The sequence below is a fragment of the Colwellia sp. MB3u-8 genome (genome assembly GCF_014076985.1).
Taxonomy (GTDB): domain Bacteria; phylum Pseudomonadota; class Gammaproteobacteria; order Enterobacterales; family Alteromonadaceae; genus Cognaticolwellia.
Map to the genome: position 1 here is coordinate 119,339 of NZ_JACGVA010000063.1, position 19,289 is coordinate 138,627.

Below are 19,289 nucleotides of genomic sequence, written 5' to 3' on the forward strand. Positions count from 1 at the left end.
ATGATATCTATAGCAAATAACACTCAATCATTGCTAACCACGGCTATGGCAGGTGCAATTTTACCGCAACTCATTATTGCCTTTGGCGTAACATTAGCCTTGTTATTGGTTGCTTGGAAAAGATCGCAACGCACCATTGTACTATTTACCTTTTTTATACTTTTCGTTGCATTGATAGCCAATGTGAGTTTGCTATCAACTCAAGCAAGCCAAGCAAGCCAAGCAACCCAAGTTACACAGCTGTTAAAAGTTGACGGTTACAGTATTTTTGCTTTTAGTTTGATACTGATTTCAGCCATGGTAGCTTTACGCATGAGCCATAGTTTCCTAAAAGCCCATATAGAAGTGCACGACGAGTATTACTTATTATTATTGCTTATGGTACTAGGGGCGGGGATTTTGGTTACTAGCGACCATTTTGCTAGCTTATTTTTGGGCTTTGAGCTGTTAAGCATTAGTTTAGTTGGCTTGGTAGGATATCATCGTGAAAGTCAGTATAGCGTGGAGAGTGGTTTTAAATACTTAGTATTAAGTGCCATAGCCTCGAGTTTTATGTTGTTAGGCATCGCTTTTATTTATAGCGTTACCGGTAATTTGAGTTTTAATGGCGCGATACCAAGCGAAATATATCATCAGCAAGGCTTAGGATTGTTTTTTCAGTTAGGGCTATTGTTATTTGTTTCTGGTATTGCCTTTAAATTATCAATCGCGCCTTTTCACTTCTGGACACCTGATGTTTATCAAGGTGCACCAACACCAGTTACGCTATTGATGGCAACTATTTCGAAAGTCGCTATATTCGTGGTTTTGCTTAAATGCATTATCGCTCAGCGATATTTATTATTAGAAAATTTTCAAATGTTTTTGATGTCATTCGCCGTAATTTCAATGTTACTGGGCAATGTAATGGCGCTTAAGCAGCAAAACTTGAAGCGCTTGCTAGCTTATTCATCGATCGCCCATATGGGTTATCTACTGATTGTAGTCATTGTTACTTCTGAGCACAGCTTGGCGTTTACTTGGCAAAGTAGCTTATTTTATTTAGCGGCTTATACCGCCGCCAACCTGTCCATTTTTATCGTTATTGCCTTAATTCAACAGCAAAACACCCGTCTTTCTTATCAAGAAGATATTTCACTGAACGATTTACAAGGCTTATTTTGGCGAGCACCGAGTTATGCGGTGCTGATGATACTAGGCTTGTTGAGCTTAGCGGGTATTCCTCTAACCATGGGCTTTATTGGTAAGTTTTATATTTTAAGCCAAGCCACCATTGCCCATGCATGGTGGTTAATTGCGATGCTTATTATTGGTAGTGGTATTGGTTTAGCTTACTATCTGCCCATGATCTTTAAAATTTTTGCCGATGCGCCTGCAGTTAACGGCAAAACTAATGAAGTCAGAAATCATGTTATAGAAATGGTATTAGTCTATAGCTTCATTACATCAGGCTTGATCTTTGGCATTTTTCCTGAGGTGATTAATCAACTTATCAGTTCTTAGTAATTAATTACTAATTCGCTAATTAATTGTTATTTTAACCAAAATATATCAACTCTGAGTATCTGTATGTGAATAATTATTCTTAAGTAACTAATAATATTGTCTTTTATTGTTTGGCGCGATTTTTGATTGTATGGTATATACAATTAAAATAATCGATAGTTTACAAGGAAATAGACCAATGAAATTAGCTCAAGTATTACTTTTTATATCAGGTGCAACCTTTTTAAGTGGTTGCATTGTTCTAGCAAGCCCTTCTCATGCTAATTACCATAGCCAACAAGAACTAATTATTGATGCCCAAATGCTCACCACATTAAATGTCGAAGCAGGTGCGGGTTCTTTGGTTATTTCGGGATCTGAACATGTGACAGAAATTACTGTGGTTGCAGATATATATGCAGAAAATCGTGATACAGATGACTATGAATTAACCTTAACTCAGTCAGGCAAAAGTGCGACTTTAGTGGCTAAAATTAGCACTAGTGGTTTTTGGCAGGGTGATTCTCCACATATTGATATTAAAGTAACGATACCAAGCTACCTAATGTTGAAAGTTGATGATGGCTCTGGCGCTATAAACATCAGCAATATTAATGGCGCAGTTGCAGTGAAGGACGGTTCAGGTGAACTGATTATAAAAGGCGTTCACAATGATCTTAATGTTAACGATGGTTCAGGTGACCTTTATATTAGTCAGGTAATTGGCAATGTAACTATTGTTGATGGCTCTGGAGAAATAGAGATTAATGACCTTGATGGCAATCTTGATATTGACGATGGCTCGGGTAGCATTTATATAAAAGGTGTCTCAGGTAATGCTGTTTTTGAAGATGGCTCAGGTGACTTAACCCTGAGAAAAATAGATGGCGTAATAACTATTGATGATGGCTCCGGCGATATTGATGTAGAGCAAGCTGGCGGTTTAAAAATACTTGAAAGTGGTTCAGGTGGCTTACGTGTGAAAAAGGTAAAAGGTGGCTTTGAAATCGAGAGTTAACTGAGAAAACTTAAGTGATCAACTTTCGTACAGAACAGTTTAAAATGTCTATTATAGATGTTTTAAGCTGTTTTTAATGTTTAATAGCGTTTAACACACATTATAGCTTGTATAAATTAACAAAATCCGTATAATGCGCGCCTCTGTAATCGTGAATCAAAAAAGTTTCCAAGTGAAACTTAGCGAATTACAGAAGCTTAAAATGAGTGGGGTATATCCGCCCATAGACTTGCCCAGTTAACCTTTCAACGTTAACGTAAGAATGTGCCTTAAGTCTTCCTGGTGGTTTCCTCGTATATGTACGTAGGAATTTTGGCGCATAGCCAGTTTCTACCATGAGAAGACAAAAATTATATGACTGATCTTAACAACGCCTCTGTAGGCTTTGACGCCCTTGGTTTGCCTGAAAATTTAGTATCTGCTGTAAAAGCACTAGGTTTTGAATCATCTACTGCAATTCAAGCGCAAACAATTCCCCCTTTACTTGCTGGTAAAGACGTCCTTGGTGAAGCGCAAACAGGTACCGGTAAAACGGCTGCATTTGGTTTGCCTGCACTAGCAAAAATTGATGTCACTATTCGTAAACCACAATTAATGGTTTTAGCGCCAACGCGTGAGTTAGCGATTCAAGTAGCAGAAGCAATTGAAACATTTGCACAACACATGAAAGGTTTACGTGTTGCTACTTTATATGGTGGTCAATCGTACCAGCCACAATTTCAACAACTAGAACGTGGTGCACAAGTTGTTGTTGGTACCCCTGGTCGTTTGATGGATCACTTACGTCGTAAGAGCCTTAAACTAGATAACTTATCATTTTGTGTGCTTGATGAAGCTGATGAAATGTTAAACATGGGCTTTTTAGAAGACATTGAGTGGATCCTTGAGCACTTACCAAAAGAAACACAAATGGCATTGTTTTCTGCCACTATGCCAGCGCAAATTCGCAAAGTAGCGAATCGCTTTTTGAAAAATCCTGAGCATATTAAAATTGCGGCAGTGAAAAAAGAAAAAGCCAATATTACTCAATATGCATGGAAAGTTAGCGGCATTAACAAAATGACAGCTTTGGAGCGTATTGCTGAAACTGTTGAATACGATGCGATGCTAATTTTCGTACGTACTCGTAATGATACTATTGACGTTGCTGAAAAATTAGAACGTGCAGGTTATGCTTCTGTTGCCTTAAACGGTGACATGAACCAAGCACAGCGTGAACGTACTGTTGACCAACTTAAATCAGGTGCGTCATCAATTCTTGTAGCAACCGATGTTGTGGCTCGTGGTCTTGATATTCCTCGTCTTTCATTAGTTATTAACTATGATTTACCAGGTGACAACGAAGCTTATGTTCACCGTATTGGCCGTACCGGCCGTGCAGGACGTAGTGGTACAGCAATTTCATTTGTTCGTCCACGCGAAATGTATTCTTTACGTCATTATGAACGTTTAACTTCTGGTACGATTGCTATGTACGACTTACCTAATATTCAAGAAATAGGTAAAGCACGTATTGAGCGCACTTGTACTGAGTTAGCGAGTATTGTTGCTGATAAAGAATTAACGGCAATGCGCGAAATTATTGAAACTATGGCAAGTGAGTCAGAACTTTCAATGACAGATTTAGCGGCAGCGTTACTTTATCACAAACAGTTAAAGCAGCCTCTACAGCCGAAAGAAGATCCAAAGCCTCGTCGTGATGCACGTGAAAGAAATGATCGTGACAGCAAAGGTGGTGAAAGTCGTGGTGCTCGTAATGACAGCCGTGGTGGTCGTAATGAAGCCCGTGGCGGTCGCAGTGAAGCCCGTGGTGATAGTCGCAATGAGAACCGTCCAGAGCGCGCTCCTCGTAAAGCGAAAGTTGCACGTTCAGATGTCGATTGGCAGACTTACCGCCTAGAAGTAGGTAAAGAGCATGGTGCACGTCCTGGTGATATCGTTGGTGCTATTGCTAATGAAATTTCATTAGACAGCAGCTACATTGGCGCGATTAACTTACACGACAAACATAGTTTTGTGCAATTACCTAAAGGTATGCCTGACAAGTCATTTACGCAATTAAAGCGTGTTCGTGTTCGTCGTCAAGCATTAGAGATTACGGTTTCTGATACTCAGACACCAGCAGCATCGTCTGAGCGTCCACGTAAAGAGCAACACACTAGCTAGTTCATTAGTATAAATAGCATGCTTAAAGCGCTAATTCTTCACTAGAATTGGCGTTTTTTTTCGCCTGTAGAATTCAGCTCAAGCACGGGTTCTTTTAATAGCAGTTTCATTAATTATTGGGTCTACTTTATAGGCAGGTAAAACAACCCACTACTTATTAAATAAATAAGATAGTAGTGCGTTGTTTTAATCAGGTGCAATGATAAGAAAATTAGTGAGATGGGTATAACAAGTATCTTAATTTCTTTAAAATTTTTTGACGGTTAACTGAACGAATTGTCGAGCCTTAAACTGGCTGTAAATATATAGTTACATCTGTGGGTGTTGCTAGCTATAGCTTAGATCCTCATCACTCACAATTCATCTGTTTTGCACGTAAAAATAGATTTACGCCTCAAAAAATGTCAGTTTTTTCATTCACTTCCTCTGCGGTGAATTCACGGTGATAATCGCTTCATTGCTACAATGAGAGAAACAACTATGACAGAATTAACAAAGACAGAATTAACAAACCCACTTAATTTACGTGGTATCGAATTTATTGAATATGCATCGCCAGATTCTGACTTTATGGAAAATGCGTTTTATGGTTTTGGCTTTTCAAAAACAAAAAAATTCACAGGCCGCGATATCGATTATTTTAATCAGAACGATATTCATTTTTTATTAAATCATGAGCAAGCGGGGTTTTCTAAAGAGTTTGCTAAAAGCCACGGTCCAGCAATTTGTTCCATGGGTTGGCGAGTAGAAGATGCCGAGTTTGCCTTTGAGCAAGCCGTTGTTCGTGGTGCAAAGTCAGCGCAAGACGTTGATAATAAATTACCTTACCCCGCTATTTTTGGTATTGGTGATAGCTTAATTTACTTTATTGAGAAATTTGGCGCTAAAGGCTCAATATATGAAGATGATTTTGAAGATATTGCTGAACCTGTATTAGTAAAAGATAAAGGCTTTAAGGCCGTTGATCATTTAACTAATAACGTTTACCAAGGCACAATGGAGCATTGGGCTAATTTTTATAAAAACATCTTTGGTTTTACTGATATTCGCTACTTTGATATTAAAGGGGCAAAATCGGCGTTGGTTTCATACGCTTTACAATCGCCTTGTGGCACTTTCTGTATTCCTATTAATGAAGGGAAAGGTACCAGCAATAACCAAATAGATGAATATTTAAATGAGTATAATGGTCCAGGTGTACAACACTTAGCTTTTATTTCAGATGATTTATTGGGCTCTTTAGATCAATTAGATAAAAACATCATTGATACCTTAAATATCGTACCTGAATATTATGATGATGTGTTTGATCGTATTCCTTGGGTAAAAGAAGATCACCAGCGCATTCGTGATCATCAGGTATTAGTCGATAGCCAAAACGAAAACTCCTACTTGTTACAGATATTCACTAAGAATATCTTTGGACCTATCTTTATTGAAATGATCCAACGTGTTGATGACCAAGGTTTTGGCGAAGGTAACTTCACCGCTTTATTCAAGTCAATCGAACTTAACCAGATAGAACGTGGCGTGCTTTAAGCTAAGTTATAGCGCTATAAATTATCTAAAAGCCAGCATTTGCTGGCTTTTTTATGTTCTGACATAAGCTAAGTACCAACATATGTGTTGGCAATATCATAGCTACATAGCTGTTCTTAGCCATTGATGTTATACGATACTATCGTCTCTCGACAAGGGCTCCCACATTACGCTAATGAGCTTCATTTATCCATGGAGGTAGGTGTTGATATGAAGGAGTCATTATTTTCAGGACAGCACTAATGACCTAGCTATGGTGTCAATGTCAGTAAGATCATATAACTGAAATTGTATAGCTAAGTGTATGCAGAGGTAGGTTATGTTATTTCAGGTAAAAAAAAGCGCCAGAAGGCGCTTTTTATCGTCATGCCTAATGCAAATATTTACTTACTTAGCGCATCACCTAAATGAGGTCGAATATCTTTTAAGATTTCTTTTGCCAAGCGTGGGCTACTTGCGACAATATTACCTGAGTTACTGTGATTGTGGCCACCAACAAAGTCAGTGACTAAACCACCCGCTTCAATGACCATTAATTCACCGGCGGCGCTATTCCAAGGTTTTAAACCAATTTCAAAGTAACCATCAACACGGCCAGCAGCCACGTAAGCTAAATCTAGAGCGACACAGCCAGCATGACGCATATCAGATGTTTTACCAAAGAGTGTTTTAAACATTTGTAAATAAGCATCTGTGTGTTGCTTATGTTTAAAAGGAAAGCCGGTCGCTAAAATAGAACCTTTAAGTTCTTTAGATTGCTTTACGCGAATACGGAAACCGTTTAGTTGAGCACCTTTACCACGACTTGCGGTAAATAACTCACCACGAATTGGATCGTAAATAACTGATTGGTCTAATTTGCCTTTAACTTTTAATGCAATTGACACCGCAAAGTGTGGAATACCTTTAACAAAGTTAGGCGTGCCGTCAAGTGGGTCAATAATCCACTGATAGTCGTTGTCTTTACCTTCAATTAATCCACACTCTTCACCAATAATAGTGTGATTAGGGTAAGATTTTTGAATTGTTTCAACAATAGCTAGTTCAGCACTTATATCAACATTAGTAACGATATCGTTCGTACCCTTAGATTCAATTTCAATCTTATCTACTTGTTCAAAAGCGCGCAAAACTACTTTGCCCGCAGCACGCGCAGAGCGCACGGCAATATTTAGCATCGGATGCATTATCGACTACCCTATATGTTGTAAAATGTCATAAACAGCTATGTAAAAGAACGAGGTTAATGTTAAGCGTCATACGATGATGAACCCCTAAAATTAAGCGCGCGAATTATAGCAAAATAATTATTACTTTGCGACACTCTTATTTATCATTAATGAACTGATATCCGTTAGGTTAGATAAAGTTATAATGAATAAGATAAAACTTACCTTATTTTCTTCACATTATTAGCAAAAGAGCTAGGCCATATTGATAAACACTATAAAACTAATATAAAAGCCGTGATTTTTTCTCAGTACAAGGATAATGTTCTGTGTTAACATTATCCGAAATTTTAGCCGTCTAGATAGGTAATGTTGTTAGCTAATTACAGTCATGTTAACTAATTATTACCCTCGAATTAAGTAAGTGTAGATAATGTCAGATTCTTTATTAAGTAAGGTTCGTATCGTTCTTGTTAATACCTCAGATTGTCGTAATATCGGCTCAGCCGCTCGCGCCATGAAAACAATGGGTTTAACTGATCTCATTTTAGTTGATCCTATTGAAATGCCCAATGGTCAAGCACAGGCTTTAGCTGCTGGTGCAACCGATGTCTTAAAAAATGCCAGAGTAGTGGCAACACTCGAAGAAGCCATTAAAGATTGTGGTTTAGTGGTTGGCACAAGTGCTCGGTCGCGCACGTTACCTTGGCCCATGCTAGAGCCTAGAGGTTGTGGCGAAAAACTGATCACAGAAGCACAAGAATATCCAGTGGCATTAGTATTTGGCCGCGAGAGTAGTGGCTTAACGAATGAAGAACTTCAGTTATGTAACTTTCATGTGCAAATTCCAGCAAATCCAGAATATAGCTCATTGAATTTGGCTATGGCAGTACAAACCTTAAGTTATGAAGTGCGTACAAGCTTCCTAATCCATCAACAACAAGCCTTTACCTTGAGTGAAAGTGAAGAATATCCGCTTGCTGAGGAAACAGAACGCTTTTATCAACATTTTGAAAATGCACTAAAAGCAACGGGCTTTATTATGCCAAGTCACCCAGGTTTAGTGATGACTAAGCTGCGCCGTTTGTTTAACCGTGCACGGCCCGATGTAAAAGAATTGAAAATGATGCGTGGTATTTTAGCCTCAGTTGAACGTGCTGCAAAAGCCTCTAATACTGAAAAAAATAAAGATTAATTATAGCGTTAGTTAGTCACTTAACTCAGTGACTAACTCTGATTACAGCATAGAGAATTAAGGAACGTGGTATGTTTAACCGCATGAAAGAAGATATCAATAGTGTATTTGACCGAGATCCTGCCGCACGTAATGTTTTTGAAGTTTTAACAAATTATCCTGGCCTGCATGCCGTGTGGTTTCATCGTTTAAGTCATCGTTTGTGGAAATGTAATTGGAAATGGTTAGCGCGAACACTCTCAACATTTTCTCGTTGGTTAACGGGGATTGAGATCCACCCAGGTGCGACTATTGGTCGGCGATTTTTTATTGACCATGGTATGGGAGTTGTCATCGGTGGTACCGCTGAGATAGGTGATGATGTCACTTTATACCAAGGGGTTACGTTAGGCGGTACAAGTTGGAAAGAAGGTAAGCGCCATCCAACCTTAATGAATAATGTTGTTATTGGTGCCGGTGCTAAAATTTTAGGTCCAATTACCATAGGTAAGAATGGCAAGGTAGGTTCTAACTCCGTTGTAGTAAAAGACGTACCTGAAAACGGCACAGCTGTTGGTATTCCCGCTCGCATTGTTAACGCTAAAAAGGACGATAGTGCCGCTGAAAAACGTGAGAAAGTGGCAAAGAAATATGGCTTTGATGCTTATGCGGTGGCTACTGATAATCCAGATCCAGTCGCTAAAGCGATAGGTCGTTTACTTGACCATATGCATTTAATGGAAAATAAAGTTTCTGATTTATGTCGAGAGGTTAATCAGCTTGGTGGTCATGTTTGTCCAGAAGCGCTACCTGAATTAAGGGTGGGTGAGTTTGACGAAGATGAGAAAGCGGCAGCAAAACGTCGAGAAAGCGCAAAAGAATCTTTTGATCCAGCAATTTAGTTCCCGTTTATTTACCGCTAGAGGTTATTTTGCTGTAAACAAGCATTTAGCCTAGCTATCGATACTAAATTTCCAGTCCAGCCTTACTTTCACGCAGAGGTTATTAAACATTAGAGCGATGTAAACTTTAATGTTTCTTCCTCCGTATTGATTAATAATTAAAGGCGCGTAAAATACTTGAGTAAATCAGTCGGGTATTTAGTTGACTAATTTGTAGGGAGATGTAAAATTGCCAACCAATTGATAGGGGTAATATATGAAATTGACGTCTAAAGGCCGATACGCTGTAACAGCAATGCTTGATGTAGCTATTCATGCGACAACAGGACCTGTTCCACTGGCTGATATTTCTGAGCGCCAAGGTATCTCATTATCATATCTAGAGCAACTTTTTTCACGGCTTAGAAAATACGGACTCGTCAATAGTGTTCGTGGGCCAGGTGGCGGTTACCGGTTAGGACAATGTTCAGCGCAAATTACCATTGCTGATGTTATCAATGCTGTTGACGAAAGTATCAATGCCACTAAATGTGGTGGCACAGGTAATTGTCAAGATGGTCAGCAATGCTTAACGCATTATTTATGGACTGATTTAAGCGACAGAATTGAAGACTTTTTAAAAGGCATTTCACTTGCCGAGCTCGTCGAGCAACGAAATGTAAAAATAGTGTCACAACGACAAGATGAAGCTACAGCGAAAGCTCGCAAATCCCCTTCGTTAGAGACCTTAATTACTACTCGCAATATTATGAATGACTGGCATTAATAGCTGGTTCAACTGGAGATTATTAATTAATGAAGCTTCCCATTTATTTTGATTATTCATCGACAACACCGGTAGACAAACGTGTTGCTGAAAAAATGATGCAATATATGACTACTGATGGTTTTTTTGGAAACCCGGCATCACGCTCACACAAATTTGGTTGGCAAGCGGAAGAAGCGGTTGATATCGCTCGTAATCAAATTGCTGATTTGATTAACGCCGACCCACGCGAAATTGTTATTACCTCAGGTGCAACAGAGTCTAATAACTTAGGTATTAAAGGTGCCGCTAAGTTTTACAGTAAAAAAGGTAAGCATATTATTACCTGTAAAACAGAGCATAAAGCCGTGCTAGATACTTGTCGCGAGTTAGAGCGTCAAGGCTTCGAAGTAACTTACCTTGATCCTGAAAGCAATGGTTTAATTGATTTAGACAAATTAAAAGACGCCATGCGTGAAGACACTGTTCTCGTTAGTATCATGCACCTTAATAACGAAATTGGTGTGATTCAAGATATTGCTGCCATTGGCGAAATGTGTCGCGAACGTAAAATTATTTTTCATGTTGATGCTGCGCAAAGTGCCGGTAAAATTGAAATTGATTTACAAGTTTTAAAAGTGGATTTAATGTCATTTTCTGCCCATAAAATTTATGGTCCAAAAGGCATAGGTGCACTCTATGTTAGTCGTAAACCTCGTGTTCGTCTTGAATCACAAATGCACGGTGGCGGCCATGAACGTGGTATGCGTTCAGGTACACTAGCAACTCACCAAATTGTGGGTATGGGTGAAGCATTTAGAATTGGAAAAGAAGAACTAGTACAAGACGCAATACACGTGACTAAAATGCGTGATCGTTTATGGGCTGGTTTAAACGACATGGAACAAGTTTTTGTTAACGGCGATTTTGACCAACGTTATCCAGGTAACTTAAATGTCAGTTTCAATTTTGTTGAAGGTGAATCGCTTATCATGGCGTTAAAAGACTTAGCCGTATCTTCAGGTTCAGCCTGTACTTCTGCAAGTTTAGAGCCATCGTACGTACTTCGAGCTTTAGGGCTAAATGATGAAATGGCGCACAGCTCAATTCGTTTTAGCTTCGGTCGTTTTACTACAGAAGAAGAAATAGATTATGCCATTGACCTGATTAAAAAGGCAATTGGCCATTTACGTGACATGTCACCGCTTTGGGAAATGTTCAAAGACGGTATCGATTTAGACTCAATAGAATGGGCTGCTCACTAGAGCGCTAGGAGAAATATTATGGCTTATAGCGAAAAAGTAATTGATCATTATGAAAATCCACGCAACGTTGGTTCTTTTGATAAGAATGACACAAAAGTTGCTACGGGTATGGTTGGCGCACCTGCATGTGGTGACGTAATGAAGTTACAACTTAAAATTTCAGCGGACGGCATTATTGAAGATGCGAAATTTAAAACTTACGGCTGTGGCTCTGCGATTGCCTCAAGCTCATTGGTAACAGAGTGGGTTAAAGGTAAGTCAATTGATGAAGCTGGCCAAATCAAAAATACGGCGATTGCTGAAGAACTTGCATTACCGCCAGTGAAAATTCACTGTTCAATCTTAGCGGAAGACGCAATTAAAGCGGCAATCGAAGATTACCGTAGTAAGCATAAAGGTTAAGCTGGAGACACAATATGAGTGTAACGATGACACCTGCTGCATCTGACAGGATAAAATCGTTTATCGAAAACCGAGGCAAGGGCCTCGGTCTACGATTAGGTATTAAAACAACGGGTTGCTCTGGTTTAGCTTATGTACTTGAATTTGTAGATGATCTAAATGACGATGACTCAATGTTTTCCATTAATGATGTCAATATCATTATTGACGGTAAAAGCCTGGTTTATCTTGATGGTATCGAACTTGATTTTATTAAAGAAGGTTTGAACGAAGGCTTTAAATTCACCAATCCAAATGCTAAAGGCGAATGTGGTTGTGGTGAAAGTTTTAATGTTTAGTGATCGATTAATTTCACTGGAGTTGTTGTGAATTATTTTCAGTTATTTGGTTTAGAAATTCAGTTTACTATTGACCTGGCCAAGCTTTCAACAATTTATCAAACATTACAAAAAAAAGTACATCCTGATCGCTTTGCTCATGGTTCAAGCCAAGAGCAAATGCTAGCCGTTAAAAAATCAACCTTGATTAATGATGCCTATCAAACGCTAAAAAAACCCCTAAAACGCGCGCAATATCTCTTAGAATTGCGCGGTATTAGCATGCCTAACGAGCAGGCTTCTTTTGGTGACGTGGGTTTTTTAATGCATCAAATGGAACTGCGAGAAATGCTAGACGAAGTTAAGCATGCTGATGATGTTGATGCCGCTGTGTTTGACGCTGCACAAGTGTTTGAAGCAGAATTCCAGCAACTCTTTAATCAGCTGCAAAGTCAATTAGCAGAAAACACGCAAGAATCCAATAGCTTAGCTTGCGATAATTTAAGAAAACTTAAGTTTTATCAAAAGCTTAATATTGAGCTAGATAAGCTCGAAGAGTTATTGCTAGACGACTAAATTATAAAATTATAAAATTATAAAATTAATAGGTTAATAACTGCAGTTACTTTTTCTATAAAAAAAGGTAGTTGTTAATAAAAAATCCGTAAAACCATCACCTAACGAGCTTTTACAATGGCATTATTACAAATCGCTGAACCAGGGCAAAGTACAGTTCCTCACGCCCATCGCCTTGCGGCGGGTATTGATCTTGGTACGACAAACTCTTTAATTGCTAGCGTAAAAAGTGGCCTAGCTGAAACTATTGTTGATGATAACGGGGCTGACATTTTACCGTCAGTGGTCAGTTATCAAAGCAATAGTATTCTTGTCGGTCATGACGCAAAAGCGTTAGCTGTGAGTGACCCTGAAAATACTATCGTGTCAGCAAAGCGCCTAATGGGTCGCTCTAAAGCTGATATAACGGCAAAATATGCATCATTACCCTATGCTTTTTGTGGTGATGAAAACCACCCCTTAATAGCAACTCGCACAGGCGAAGTGAATCCGGTACAAGTGTCAGCCGAAATACTTAAAACTTTAGTGAAACGAGCTGAATTATCGCTAGGCGGTGAACTAACGGGTGTAGTTATTACCGTGCCGGCTTATTTTGATGATGCACAACGCCATAGTACGAAAGACGCGGCAAAATTAGCCGGTGTCAATGTCTTACGTTTACTTAACGAACCTACAGCCGCCGCAGTTGCTTATGGTTTAGACACTGAACATCAAGGAAAACAAGAAGGCGTTGTTGCGGTTTATGATTTAGGCGGCGGCACCTTTGATATTTCAATATTACGCCTTAATAAAGGTGTATTTGAAGTGTTAGCTACCGGCGGTGATTCTGCGCTTGGTGGTGATGACTTTGATGGCATGCTGGTTGAACATTTGATTAATAAAGCGGGCTTAGTTCGCCCTTTGTCTACTTCAATGGAACGACAATTAACCCAGCAAGCTTGTTTTGCTAAAGAGCAATTGTCAGACAGTGACAGTGTTGAAATATCACTAACGCTTACCAATGATAACACTTGGACCAACATTTTTACTCGAGTTGAGTTTGAGCAGTTGATCGCGCCATTAGTAAAGAAAACACTGCGAGCATGTCGTCGAGCTGTTAAAGACGCAGAGCTAGACATTAGTGATATTATTGAAGTGGTCATGGTCGGTGGTTCTACCCGTGTACCCTTAGTGTGTCAAGAGGTTGAAGGTTTTTTCAAACGACAACCTTTAACCTCAATTGACCCTGATAAAGTCGTTGCTTTAGGTGCAGCCATTCAAGCTGATATTTTGGCGGGTAATAAGCCAGAGAGCGATATCTTGTTACTTGATGTTATTCCTTTATCATTAGGTTTAGAAACCATGGGTGGGCTAGTTGAGAAGGTTATTTCGCGCAACACCACCATTCCAGTAGCTAAAGCGCAAGAATTTACCACCTTTAAAGATGGTCAAACGGCGATGGCTTTACATGTATTACAAGGCGAGCGTGAGTTAGTTGATGATTGTCGTTCATTAGCACGATTTGAACTTCGTGGCATTCCGGCAATGACCGCTGGTGCTGCACATATCCGTGTCACCTTTAAAGTAGATGCAGACGGTTTGTTAGAAGTATCAGCGATGGAAAAATCCACCGGTGTTGAGTCGAGTATCACGGTCAAACCAAGTTTTGGTTTAGAAGCAGATGAAATCACTAACATGCTAAAAGACTCCATGGAAAATGCTGAGCAAGACATGCAAGTGCGTATGTTGAAAGAGCAGCAAGTTGAAGCGTCACAAGTGATTGAGTCGATTCAAGCGGCACTTCTTGCCGATAGCGCTTTATTAAATACAGCGGAAATCAGCAAAATAGACAGCGCTATTTCTGCGCTGAAACAAATAAGCCAAACAGGTAATGCCGATGAAGTTGAAGCGGCAATAGCGATATTAAATAATAGCACCGCCACATTTGCTGAACGTAGGATGGATTCATCTATAAGAACAGCATTATCTGGCCATTCAGTAGACGAGGTTTAGTCAAATGCCACAAATTATATTTTTACCCAACGCAGATCTTTGCCCAGAAGGCGCAGTAGTAGAAGCCAAAAAAGGCGAGAGCGTATTAGACGTAGCACTGAGAAACGATATTGGTGTTGAGCATGCCTGTGAGAAAGTGTGCGCTTGTACCACGTGTCATATGATCATTCGTGAAGGTTTTGACTCTATCAAAGAGGGCGATGAACTCGAAGAAGATATGTTAGATAAAGCTTGGGGTTTAGAGCCTGAATCGCGCCTAGGTTGCCAAGCATTAGTGGGCGATGAAGACTTAGTAGTAGAAATTCCTAAGTATACCGTCAACATGGTATCTGAAACGCACTAAATAATTCGCTTTATAATATTTAAGGGTAATAACCATGCGGTTATTACCCTTTTTTGATCGCATTAATCGCCCATTGGAAAAATATTGCACAACTCATGTTATTTAATAAACTGAGACCTTGGTTTGATTTTTTACTTTGATAGCTAATCGGCTGGTCAACTTTTTATTACTTAGATAAATAGACACCTGATTAAAAATTTGCTCTAATTAATGGAGGTTTTTCCTGTTGAAATAACTTAATAAACAGGTATATATTTGTTAAATAACTTCTAGGCATCATAAATTTGTCAGTACTATCTAAATCACAAACGATAAAAAGTTTAATCATCACTAATCAGTTTGCTACTGATATTTTGTTATTAAACACCCCAAATGAAGTTTGGCAGTATTTAGCACAAAATATTGTTGAAAAGCTAGGTTTTGATGATGCCGTTATTTACACTTTAGATGCTGGGGGGGAAACCTTAAGTCGCATGTCGGGCTTTGAAAAGAAAACCTTAATCAATAGTGAAAAAATCAGTGATACTCAACTAAGAGATACTTCGTCCAACTCTATGGTTATTCCTTTTAATGAAGGGGTTATTGGTAAGGTTGCGGCAACTCAGCAGCCAATATTAGTCAAAGATACTCGAGAATTTGACGGTTATATTGTTGATGACGAAACCACGCTATCAGAGTTAGCGGTTCCTATTTTATTTAAAGAGCAATTATTAGGTGTTATTGACAGCGAACATGCGCGGGTTAACTTTTACACTGAATATCACCTGAGAACACTGACGGCATTAGCTTCTCTTGCCGCCATGAAAATATCTCAAATCATCAGAGTTGATGACTTGGAAGAGGTGATTGAAAATTTAGAATATGCTAATAAAATTCAAGATGCCTTATTCGAGATTGCTGAACTTACTTTTAAAACTAAAACTATGGGTGATTTTTATCGGAGTTTACATCAATGTATTGGACGTCTTACTTTTGCAAAAAACTTTTTTGTTGCCTTACTTAAAGATGACGGAAAAATAATTGAATTTCCTTATGCGGTAGACGAACTTGACCAAGATTTTGTTGACGAGTTAGAGCAAGGAAATATTTTCGATAGAGTCGCCATTGATCCACAACATTTAAGTATTACAGGCTATACCCTGTTAAAAGATAAACCTTTTCTATTATATGAAAAAGATATTCAAAAAATGCTTGATAACAAAGAGATCTATATTTTAGGCAGCATACCAAAAGTATGGTTAGGCGTGCCTTTTGGTCACGGTGATAATAAAGGTATTGTCGTTGTACAAAGTTATAATACTGATTTTTTATTCCAAGAAAAAGACAAACAACTCTTATCTTTTGTCGCGAAACATATCCATAATGCCATTGAAAGAATGGCAGCTCAGCAGAAACTTCAGTTTTTAGCATTACATGATGCTTTGACCGACTTACCTAATAGATCGCTTTTTAAAGATAGAATTCAACATGCGTTTTTACATTGTCAGAATAATCGCCAAGACAATTTAGCCATACTGTTTATCGATGTAGATAGATTTAAGCAAGTTAACGACACTTATGGCCACCATGTTGGTGATAAGTTATTGATTTCTATTGTAAAGTCAATAGCGCCAACCTTAAGGAGCACAGATACATTGGCGCGTTTAGGTGGAGATGAATTTGCCATACTGCTTGATGGTAAGATTGATCATAAGACCATTTGTCGGATAACTGAAGGTATTATCGAGGCGACATCAGGGGCTTTCACTATCGATAGTTTGAATATTTCTAGTAGTGTCAGTATTGGCATCGCCACTTACAGTGATGCGAGTGAGAGTGCTGATCAATTATTGATTGATGCTGATCATGCTATGTATCAAGCCAAACTCAAAGGCCGCAATCAGTACGTCTTTTTTGAAGCGCTTAAAGAACAAAATAAATCAACCAATGTTAAAGTTGAGTACGATTTCGATCAGGCAGTTAAAAATCTTGAGTTTATCGGCAATTATCAACCGCTAATTGATTTTGATACCGGAGAGGTTATTGGTGCTGAAGTGTTGGTACGTTGGCAGCATCCTAACTTAGGACTGTTGTTTCCAGATTTTTTTATTCCTATTTTAGAAAACTCAGGGCAAATAGTGCAGCTTGATCTTTATATGCTGAAGTTGGCGGTGAACAACCTCAAGCTTTGGGCCGATTGGCTGCCAGAAAAATTTAAGCTTAGTGTTAATGTGTCAACATCTGGCTTTGCGTCACAAGACTTTATTAACTATATGCAAACACAACATCTAGAATGCGCAGAGATCACCGAGCGCTTATGTGTAGAAATTACCGAAGAAAGTTTAATTCTGAACGTTGATGCCGTGAAAAAACATTTAGATATTTTGAAACGTCTTAATATTCCAGTCGCCTTAGATGATTTTGGTACAGGCTTTTCGTCGCTGAGTTATTTACATCAATTTTCTTTAGATTATTTGAAAATAGATAAAAGTTTTGTTGATGACATCAATGAAGTGAGCAGTAAGGTCTTGATATTAGACGCTGTGGTGAATTTAGCTAAAGCATTGAAAATAAAAACGACTGCAGAAGGCATTGAAACTAAAGCGCAATATCAAAAGCTTAAAGACATCGGCTGTGATTTAGGACAAGGCTATTATATTGCAAAACCGCTACTTGATACTGACTTTAAACGTTTCCTTTTAAACCGGGGGTATTAATACCAATCTCACTAATTACCTGATCATTTTTACTGGTTAAAATAACCCACTACTGCGTTATTTATTTAATAATTAGAACAACTAGTTATTAAAATAAATATCTTATATTTGGCCATTTTTCCTGCGTATAAAGTAGACCACCTAATTAATGAAATTGGTATAACTTTAAATGGCTTAATGCCGATACGGATAACTTAAGTTAACGCTAGGTAAGTATTGAGTTAGGCTATCAATATTTTTAAGCAACACCTTATAGTCGTATCTTGAAGCAATATCTTGAAGAAATATCGTTAAGCCGTATTGAGTTTCACTACTTGTTTGCCGGTAAAACCGCCGGCTAACTGTTTGTTTAGCGCGGCGGAAATATGCTCGGCATTAAATTCGATTAGACTAACTTCTGGTACCACTAAATCACCTTTCGCTAAGCTCTCAAGCAGTAAATTGCTCATAAAGCTCATGCGTTGCTGTGCACACAAACTATTAGCTAGCCAAGCACCAGCAAGCGATACAATGCTAATGTTAGGTGCCTTTCTAAACAGCAGTTCTTGCTCAAAGGTCGGTAATGGTTTTAAACAGGCAATACGACCACAAAAGCGCATTAATTCAATATTGCGTACCGTGACATCACCGCCAATGGAGTCAAGTACAGCATCAAAACCTTGCGGACCTAATTCACGGCGAATTTTCTGACAAAGTTTTTTATCCCGATAATCAAATACCGCCTCAGCCCCTAACGATTTGACTAATTTATGATTACGTTTTGCCGCTGTGGTAAATACATCTACGCCGCGTTGTTTAGCTAATTGAATAGCCATTTGACCAACGGCACCTGCGCCCGCTTCAATTAATAAAGTATCACCCTCAACAAGTTGTAATCGGTCGAGTGAAATTAACGCTGTCATACCCGCACAAGGCAGTGCGGCCGCTTGCTCAGGGCTGACGTTTTCAGGCACAACAGAAACCGCATAGTTGGCTACTTTGGCGTACTCGCTGAGTACGCCTTGTGATCCCATGCTGGCATGCCACATAACACGTGCGCCTATATCGGGATAAACTCCTTTTGGCGCTTTAACGACTATGCCTACCGCATCTAAACCCAGTATATGCGGGTACTGCCAATGACAAAATCCTGTTTTGGCATATTCTGCATCTAAGGAATTCAGGCCAACATATTCTACTTTTATTAAGAGTTCGTTATCGTTGCATTTAGGCACACTAAGCTCAATATTCTCCAAGCGAATTTCTTCGTTAGCTTCGAGTAAAACAATGGCTTGCATTGTTTTTGAACTATCTTTTTGTGATGAAAATTCAGTATCAAACATAGGTAAACTCAATCATTAACAGCGGGTAAAGCATAACTCTGGCAAGCATTAAAGCCATGATAGACATTAAATTTTGCCAGCAATGACGCAATAGCTGCGTCTTCAGCATTCTCTTAGACTATTAAAACATTCTGTCGTGCATCTAACAACGCCAAGTAAAGCCTTTGGCCTATTTGCT

16 protein-coding genes are annotated in these 19,289 nt (G+C 38.9%); 14 read left to right on the forward strand and 2 right to left on the reverse strand.

Going from position 1 to position 19,289, the window contains the following annotated elements:
- From H4J54_RS10150 to hppD, 4 genes are all read left to right on the forward strand, one after another.
- The gene (locus H4J54_RS10150; RefSeq protein ID WP_182190758.1) at positions 1-1,503 is read left to right on the forward strand and encodes an NADH-quinone oxidoreductase subunit N; all 1,503 of its coding nucleotides are present in this window, start codon (positions 1-3) and stop codon (positions 1,501-1,503) included.
- Between the two features lie 181 nt (positions 1,504-1,684).
- A complete protein-coding gene (locus tag H4J54_RS10155) occupies positions 1,685-2,503 on the forward strand; it encodes a hypothetical protein (protein WP_182190759.1) in 819 nt (272 codons plus the stop codon).
- A 354-nt stretch (positions 2,504-2,857) separates the two neighbouring features.
- Positions 2,858-4,669 carry a DEAD/DEAH box helicase gene (locus H4J54_RS10160; protein WP_182190760.1) on the forward strand — a complete coding sequence of 604 codons (1,812 nt, stop codon included), beginning with the start codon at positions 2,858-2,860 and terminating at the stop codon, positions 4,667-4,669.
- Between the two features lie 480 nt (positions 4,670-5,149).
- Positions 5,150-6,208: a 4-hydroxyphenylpyruvate dioxygenase gene (hppD, locus tag H4J54_RS10165; RefSeq protein ID WP_182190761.1), complete on the forward strand. Its 1,059-nt coding sequence runs from the start codon at positions 5,150-5,152 to the stop codon at positions 6,206-6,208.
- A gap of 383 nt (positions 6,209-6,591) precedes the next feature.
- Here hppD and suhB read toward each other — a convergent pair whose 3' ends face one another.
- On the reverse strand, positions 6,592-7,395 hold the full coding sequence (suhB, locus tag H4J54_RS10170; RefSeq protein ID WP_182190762.1) for an inositol-1-monophosphatase: 804 nt from the start codon (positions 7,393-7,395) through the stop codon (positions 6,592-6,594).
- Positions 7,396-7,810: 415 nt separating this feature from the next.
- Here suhB and trmJ point away from each other — a divergent pair, with 415 nt between their 5' ends.
- The 10 genes from trmJ (at position 7,811) to H4J54_RS10220 (ending at position 17,789) form a co-directional block, all read left to right on the forward strand.
- The gene (gene trmJ / locus H4J54_RS10175) at positions 7,811-8,572 is read left to right on the forward strand and encodes a tRNA (cytosine(32)/uridine(32)-2'-O)-methyltransferase TrmJ (protein ID WP_182190763.1); all 762 of its coding nucleotides are present in this window, start codon (positions 7,811-7,813) and stop codon (positions 8,570-8,572) included.
- 71 nt (positions 8,573-8,643) lie between these two features.
- Positions 8,644-9,453 (forward strand): serine O-acetyltransferase, encoded by an 810-nt coding sequence (cysE, locus tag H4J54_RS10180; protein WP_182190764.1) that lies wholly within the window; start codon positions 8,644-8,646, stop codon positions 9,451-9,453.
- 256 nt (positions 9,454-9,709) lie between these two features.
- Positions 9,710-10,219: a Fe-S cluster assembly transcriptional regulator IscR gene (gene iscR, locus H4J54_RS10185; RefSeq protein ID WP_182190765.1), complete on the forward strand. Its 510-nt coding sequence runs from the start codon at positions 9,710-9,712 to the stop codon at positions 10,217-10,219.
- 29 nt (positions 10,220-10,248) lie between these two features.
- A complete protein-coding gene (locus tag H4J54_RS10190) occupies positions 10,249-11,463 on the forward strand; it encodes an IscS subfamily cysteine desulfurase (protein ID WP_182190766.1) in 1,215 nt (404 codons plus the stop codon).
- A gap of 18 nt (positions 11,464-11,481) precedes the next feature.
- Positions 11,482-11,865 (forward strand): Fe-S cluster assembly scaffold IscU, encoded by a 384-nt coding sequence (iscU, locus tag H4J54_RS10195; protein WP_182190767.1) that lies wholly within the window; start codon positions 11,482-11,484, stop codon positions 11,863-11,865.
- 14 nt (positions 11,866-11,879) lie between these two features.
- Positions 11,880-12,203 (forward strand): iron-sulfur cluster assembly protein IscA, encoded by a 324-nt coding sequence (gene iscA, locus H4J54_RS10200; protein WP_182138328.1) that lies wholly within the window; start codon positions 11,880-11,882, stop codon positions 12,201-12,203.
- A 27-nt stretch (positions 12,204-12,230) separates the two neighbouring features.
- Entirely contained in the window at positions 12,231-12,758 is a 528-nt protein-coding gene (gene hscB / locus H4J54_RS10205; protein WP_182190768.1) for a co-chaperone HscB, read from the forward strand.
- A gap of 117 nt (positions 12,759-12,875) precedes the next feature.
- Entirely contained in the window at positions 12,876-14,750 is a 1,875-nt protein-coding gene (hscA, locus tag H4J54_RS10210; RefSeq protein WP_182190769.1) for a Fe-S protein assembly chaperone HscA, read from the forward strand.
- Positions 14,751-14,754: 4 nt separating this feature from the next.
- Positions 14,755-15,093 carry an ISC system 2Fe-2S type ferredoxin gene (gene fdx / locus H4J54_RS10215; protein ID WP_182190770.1) on the forward strand — a complete coding sequence of 113 codons (339 nt, stop codon included), beginning with the start codon at positions 14,755-14,757 and terminating at the stop codon, positions 15,091-15,093.
- 284 nt (positions 15,094-15,377) lie between these two features.
- On the forward strand, positions 15,378-17,789 hold the full coding sequence (locus tag H4J54_RS10220) for an EAL domain-containing protein (protein WP_182190771.1): 2,412 nt from the start codon (positions 15,378-15,380) through the stop codon (positions 17,787-17,789).
- A gap of 290 nt (positions 17,790-18,079) precedes the next feature.
- Here the strand turns inward: H4J54_RS10220 and H4J54_RS10225 are convergent, their stop codons facing one another.
- Positions 18,080-19,111, reverse strand: coding sequence for a zinc-binding dehydrogenase (locus H4J54_RS10225; RefSeq protein WP_182190772.1), 1,032 nt, complete (start codon positions 19,109-19,111; stop codon positions 18,080-18,082).
- Between the last annotated feature and the right edge of the window lie 178 nt (positions 19,112-19,289).

Coding starts and splice junctions, on each gene's coding strand:
- H4J54_RS10150 (WP_182190758.1), top strand. CDS start 1: ATGATATCTATAGCAAATAACACTCAATCATTGCTAACCACGGCTATG.
- H4J54_RS10155 (WP_182190759.1), top strand. CDS start 1,685: ATGAAATTAGCTCAAGTATTACTTTTTATATCAGGTGCAACCTTTTTA.
- H4J54_RS10160 (WP_182190760.1), top strand. CDS start 2,858: ATGACTGATCTTAACAACGCCTCTGTAGGCTTTGACGCCCTTGGTTTG.
- hppD (WP_182190761.1), top strand. CDS start 5,150: ATGACAGAATTAACAAAGACAGAATTAACAAACCCACTTAATTTACGT.
- suhB (WP_182190762.1), bottom strand. CDS start 7,395: ATGCATCCGATGCTAAATATTGCCGTGCGCTCTGCGCGTGCTGCGGGC.
- trmJ (WP_182190763.1), top strand. CDS start 7,811: ATGTCAGATTCTTTATTAAGTAAGGTTCGTATCGTTCTTGTTAATACC.
- cysE (WP_182190764.1), top strand. CDS start 8,644: ATGTTTAACCGCATGAAAGAAGATATCAATAGTGTATTTGACCGAGAT.
- iscR (WP_182190765.1), top strand. CDS start 9,710: ATGAAATTGACGTCTAAAGGCCGATACGCTGTAACAGCAATGCTTGAT.
- H4J54_RS10190 (WP_182190766.1), top strand. CDS start 10,249: ATGAAGCTTCCCATTTATTTTGATTATTCATCGACAACACCGGTAGAC.
- iscU (WP_182190767.1), top strand. CDS start 11,482: ATGGCTTATAGCGAAAAAGTAATTGATCATTATGAAAATCCACGCAAC.
- iscA (WP_182138328.1), top strand. CDS start 11,880: ATGAGTGTAACGATGACACCTGCTGCATCTGACAGGATAAAATCGTTT.
- hscA (WP_182190769.1), top strand. CDS start 12,876: ATGGCATTATTACAAATCGCTGAACCAGGGCAAAGTACAGTTCCTCAC.
- fdx (WP_182190770.1), top strand. CDS start 14,755: ATGCCACAAATTATATTTTTACCCAACGCAGATCTTTGCCCAGAAGGC.
- H4J54_RS10225 (WP_182190772.1), bottom strand. CDS start 19,111: ATGTTTGATACTGAATTTTCATCACAAAAAGATAGTTCAAAAACAATG.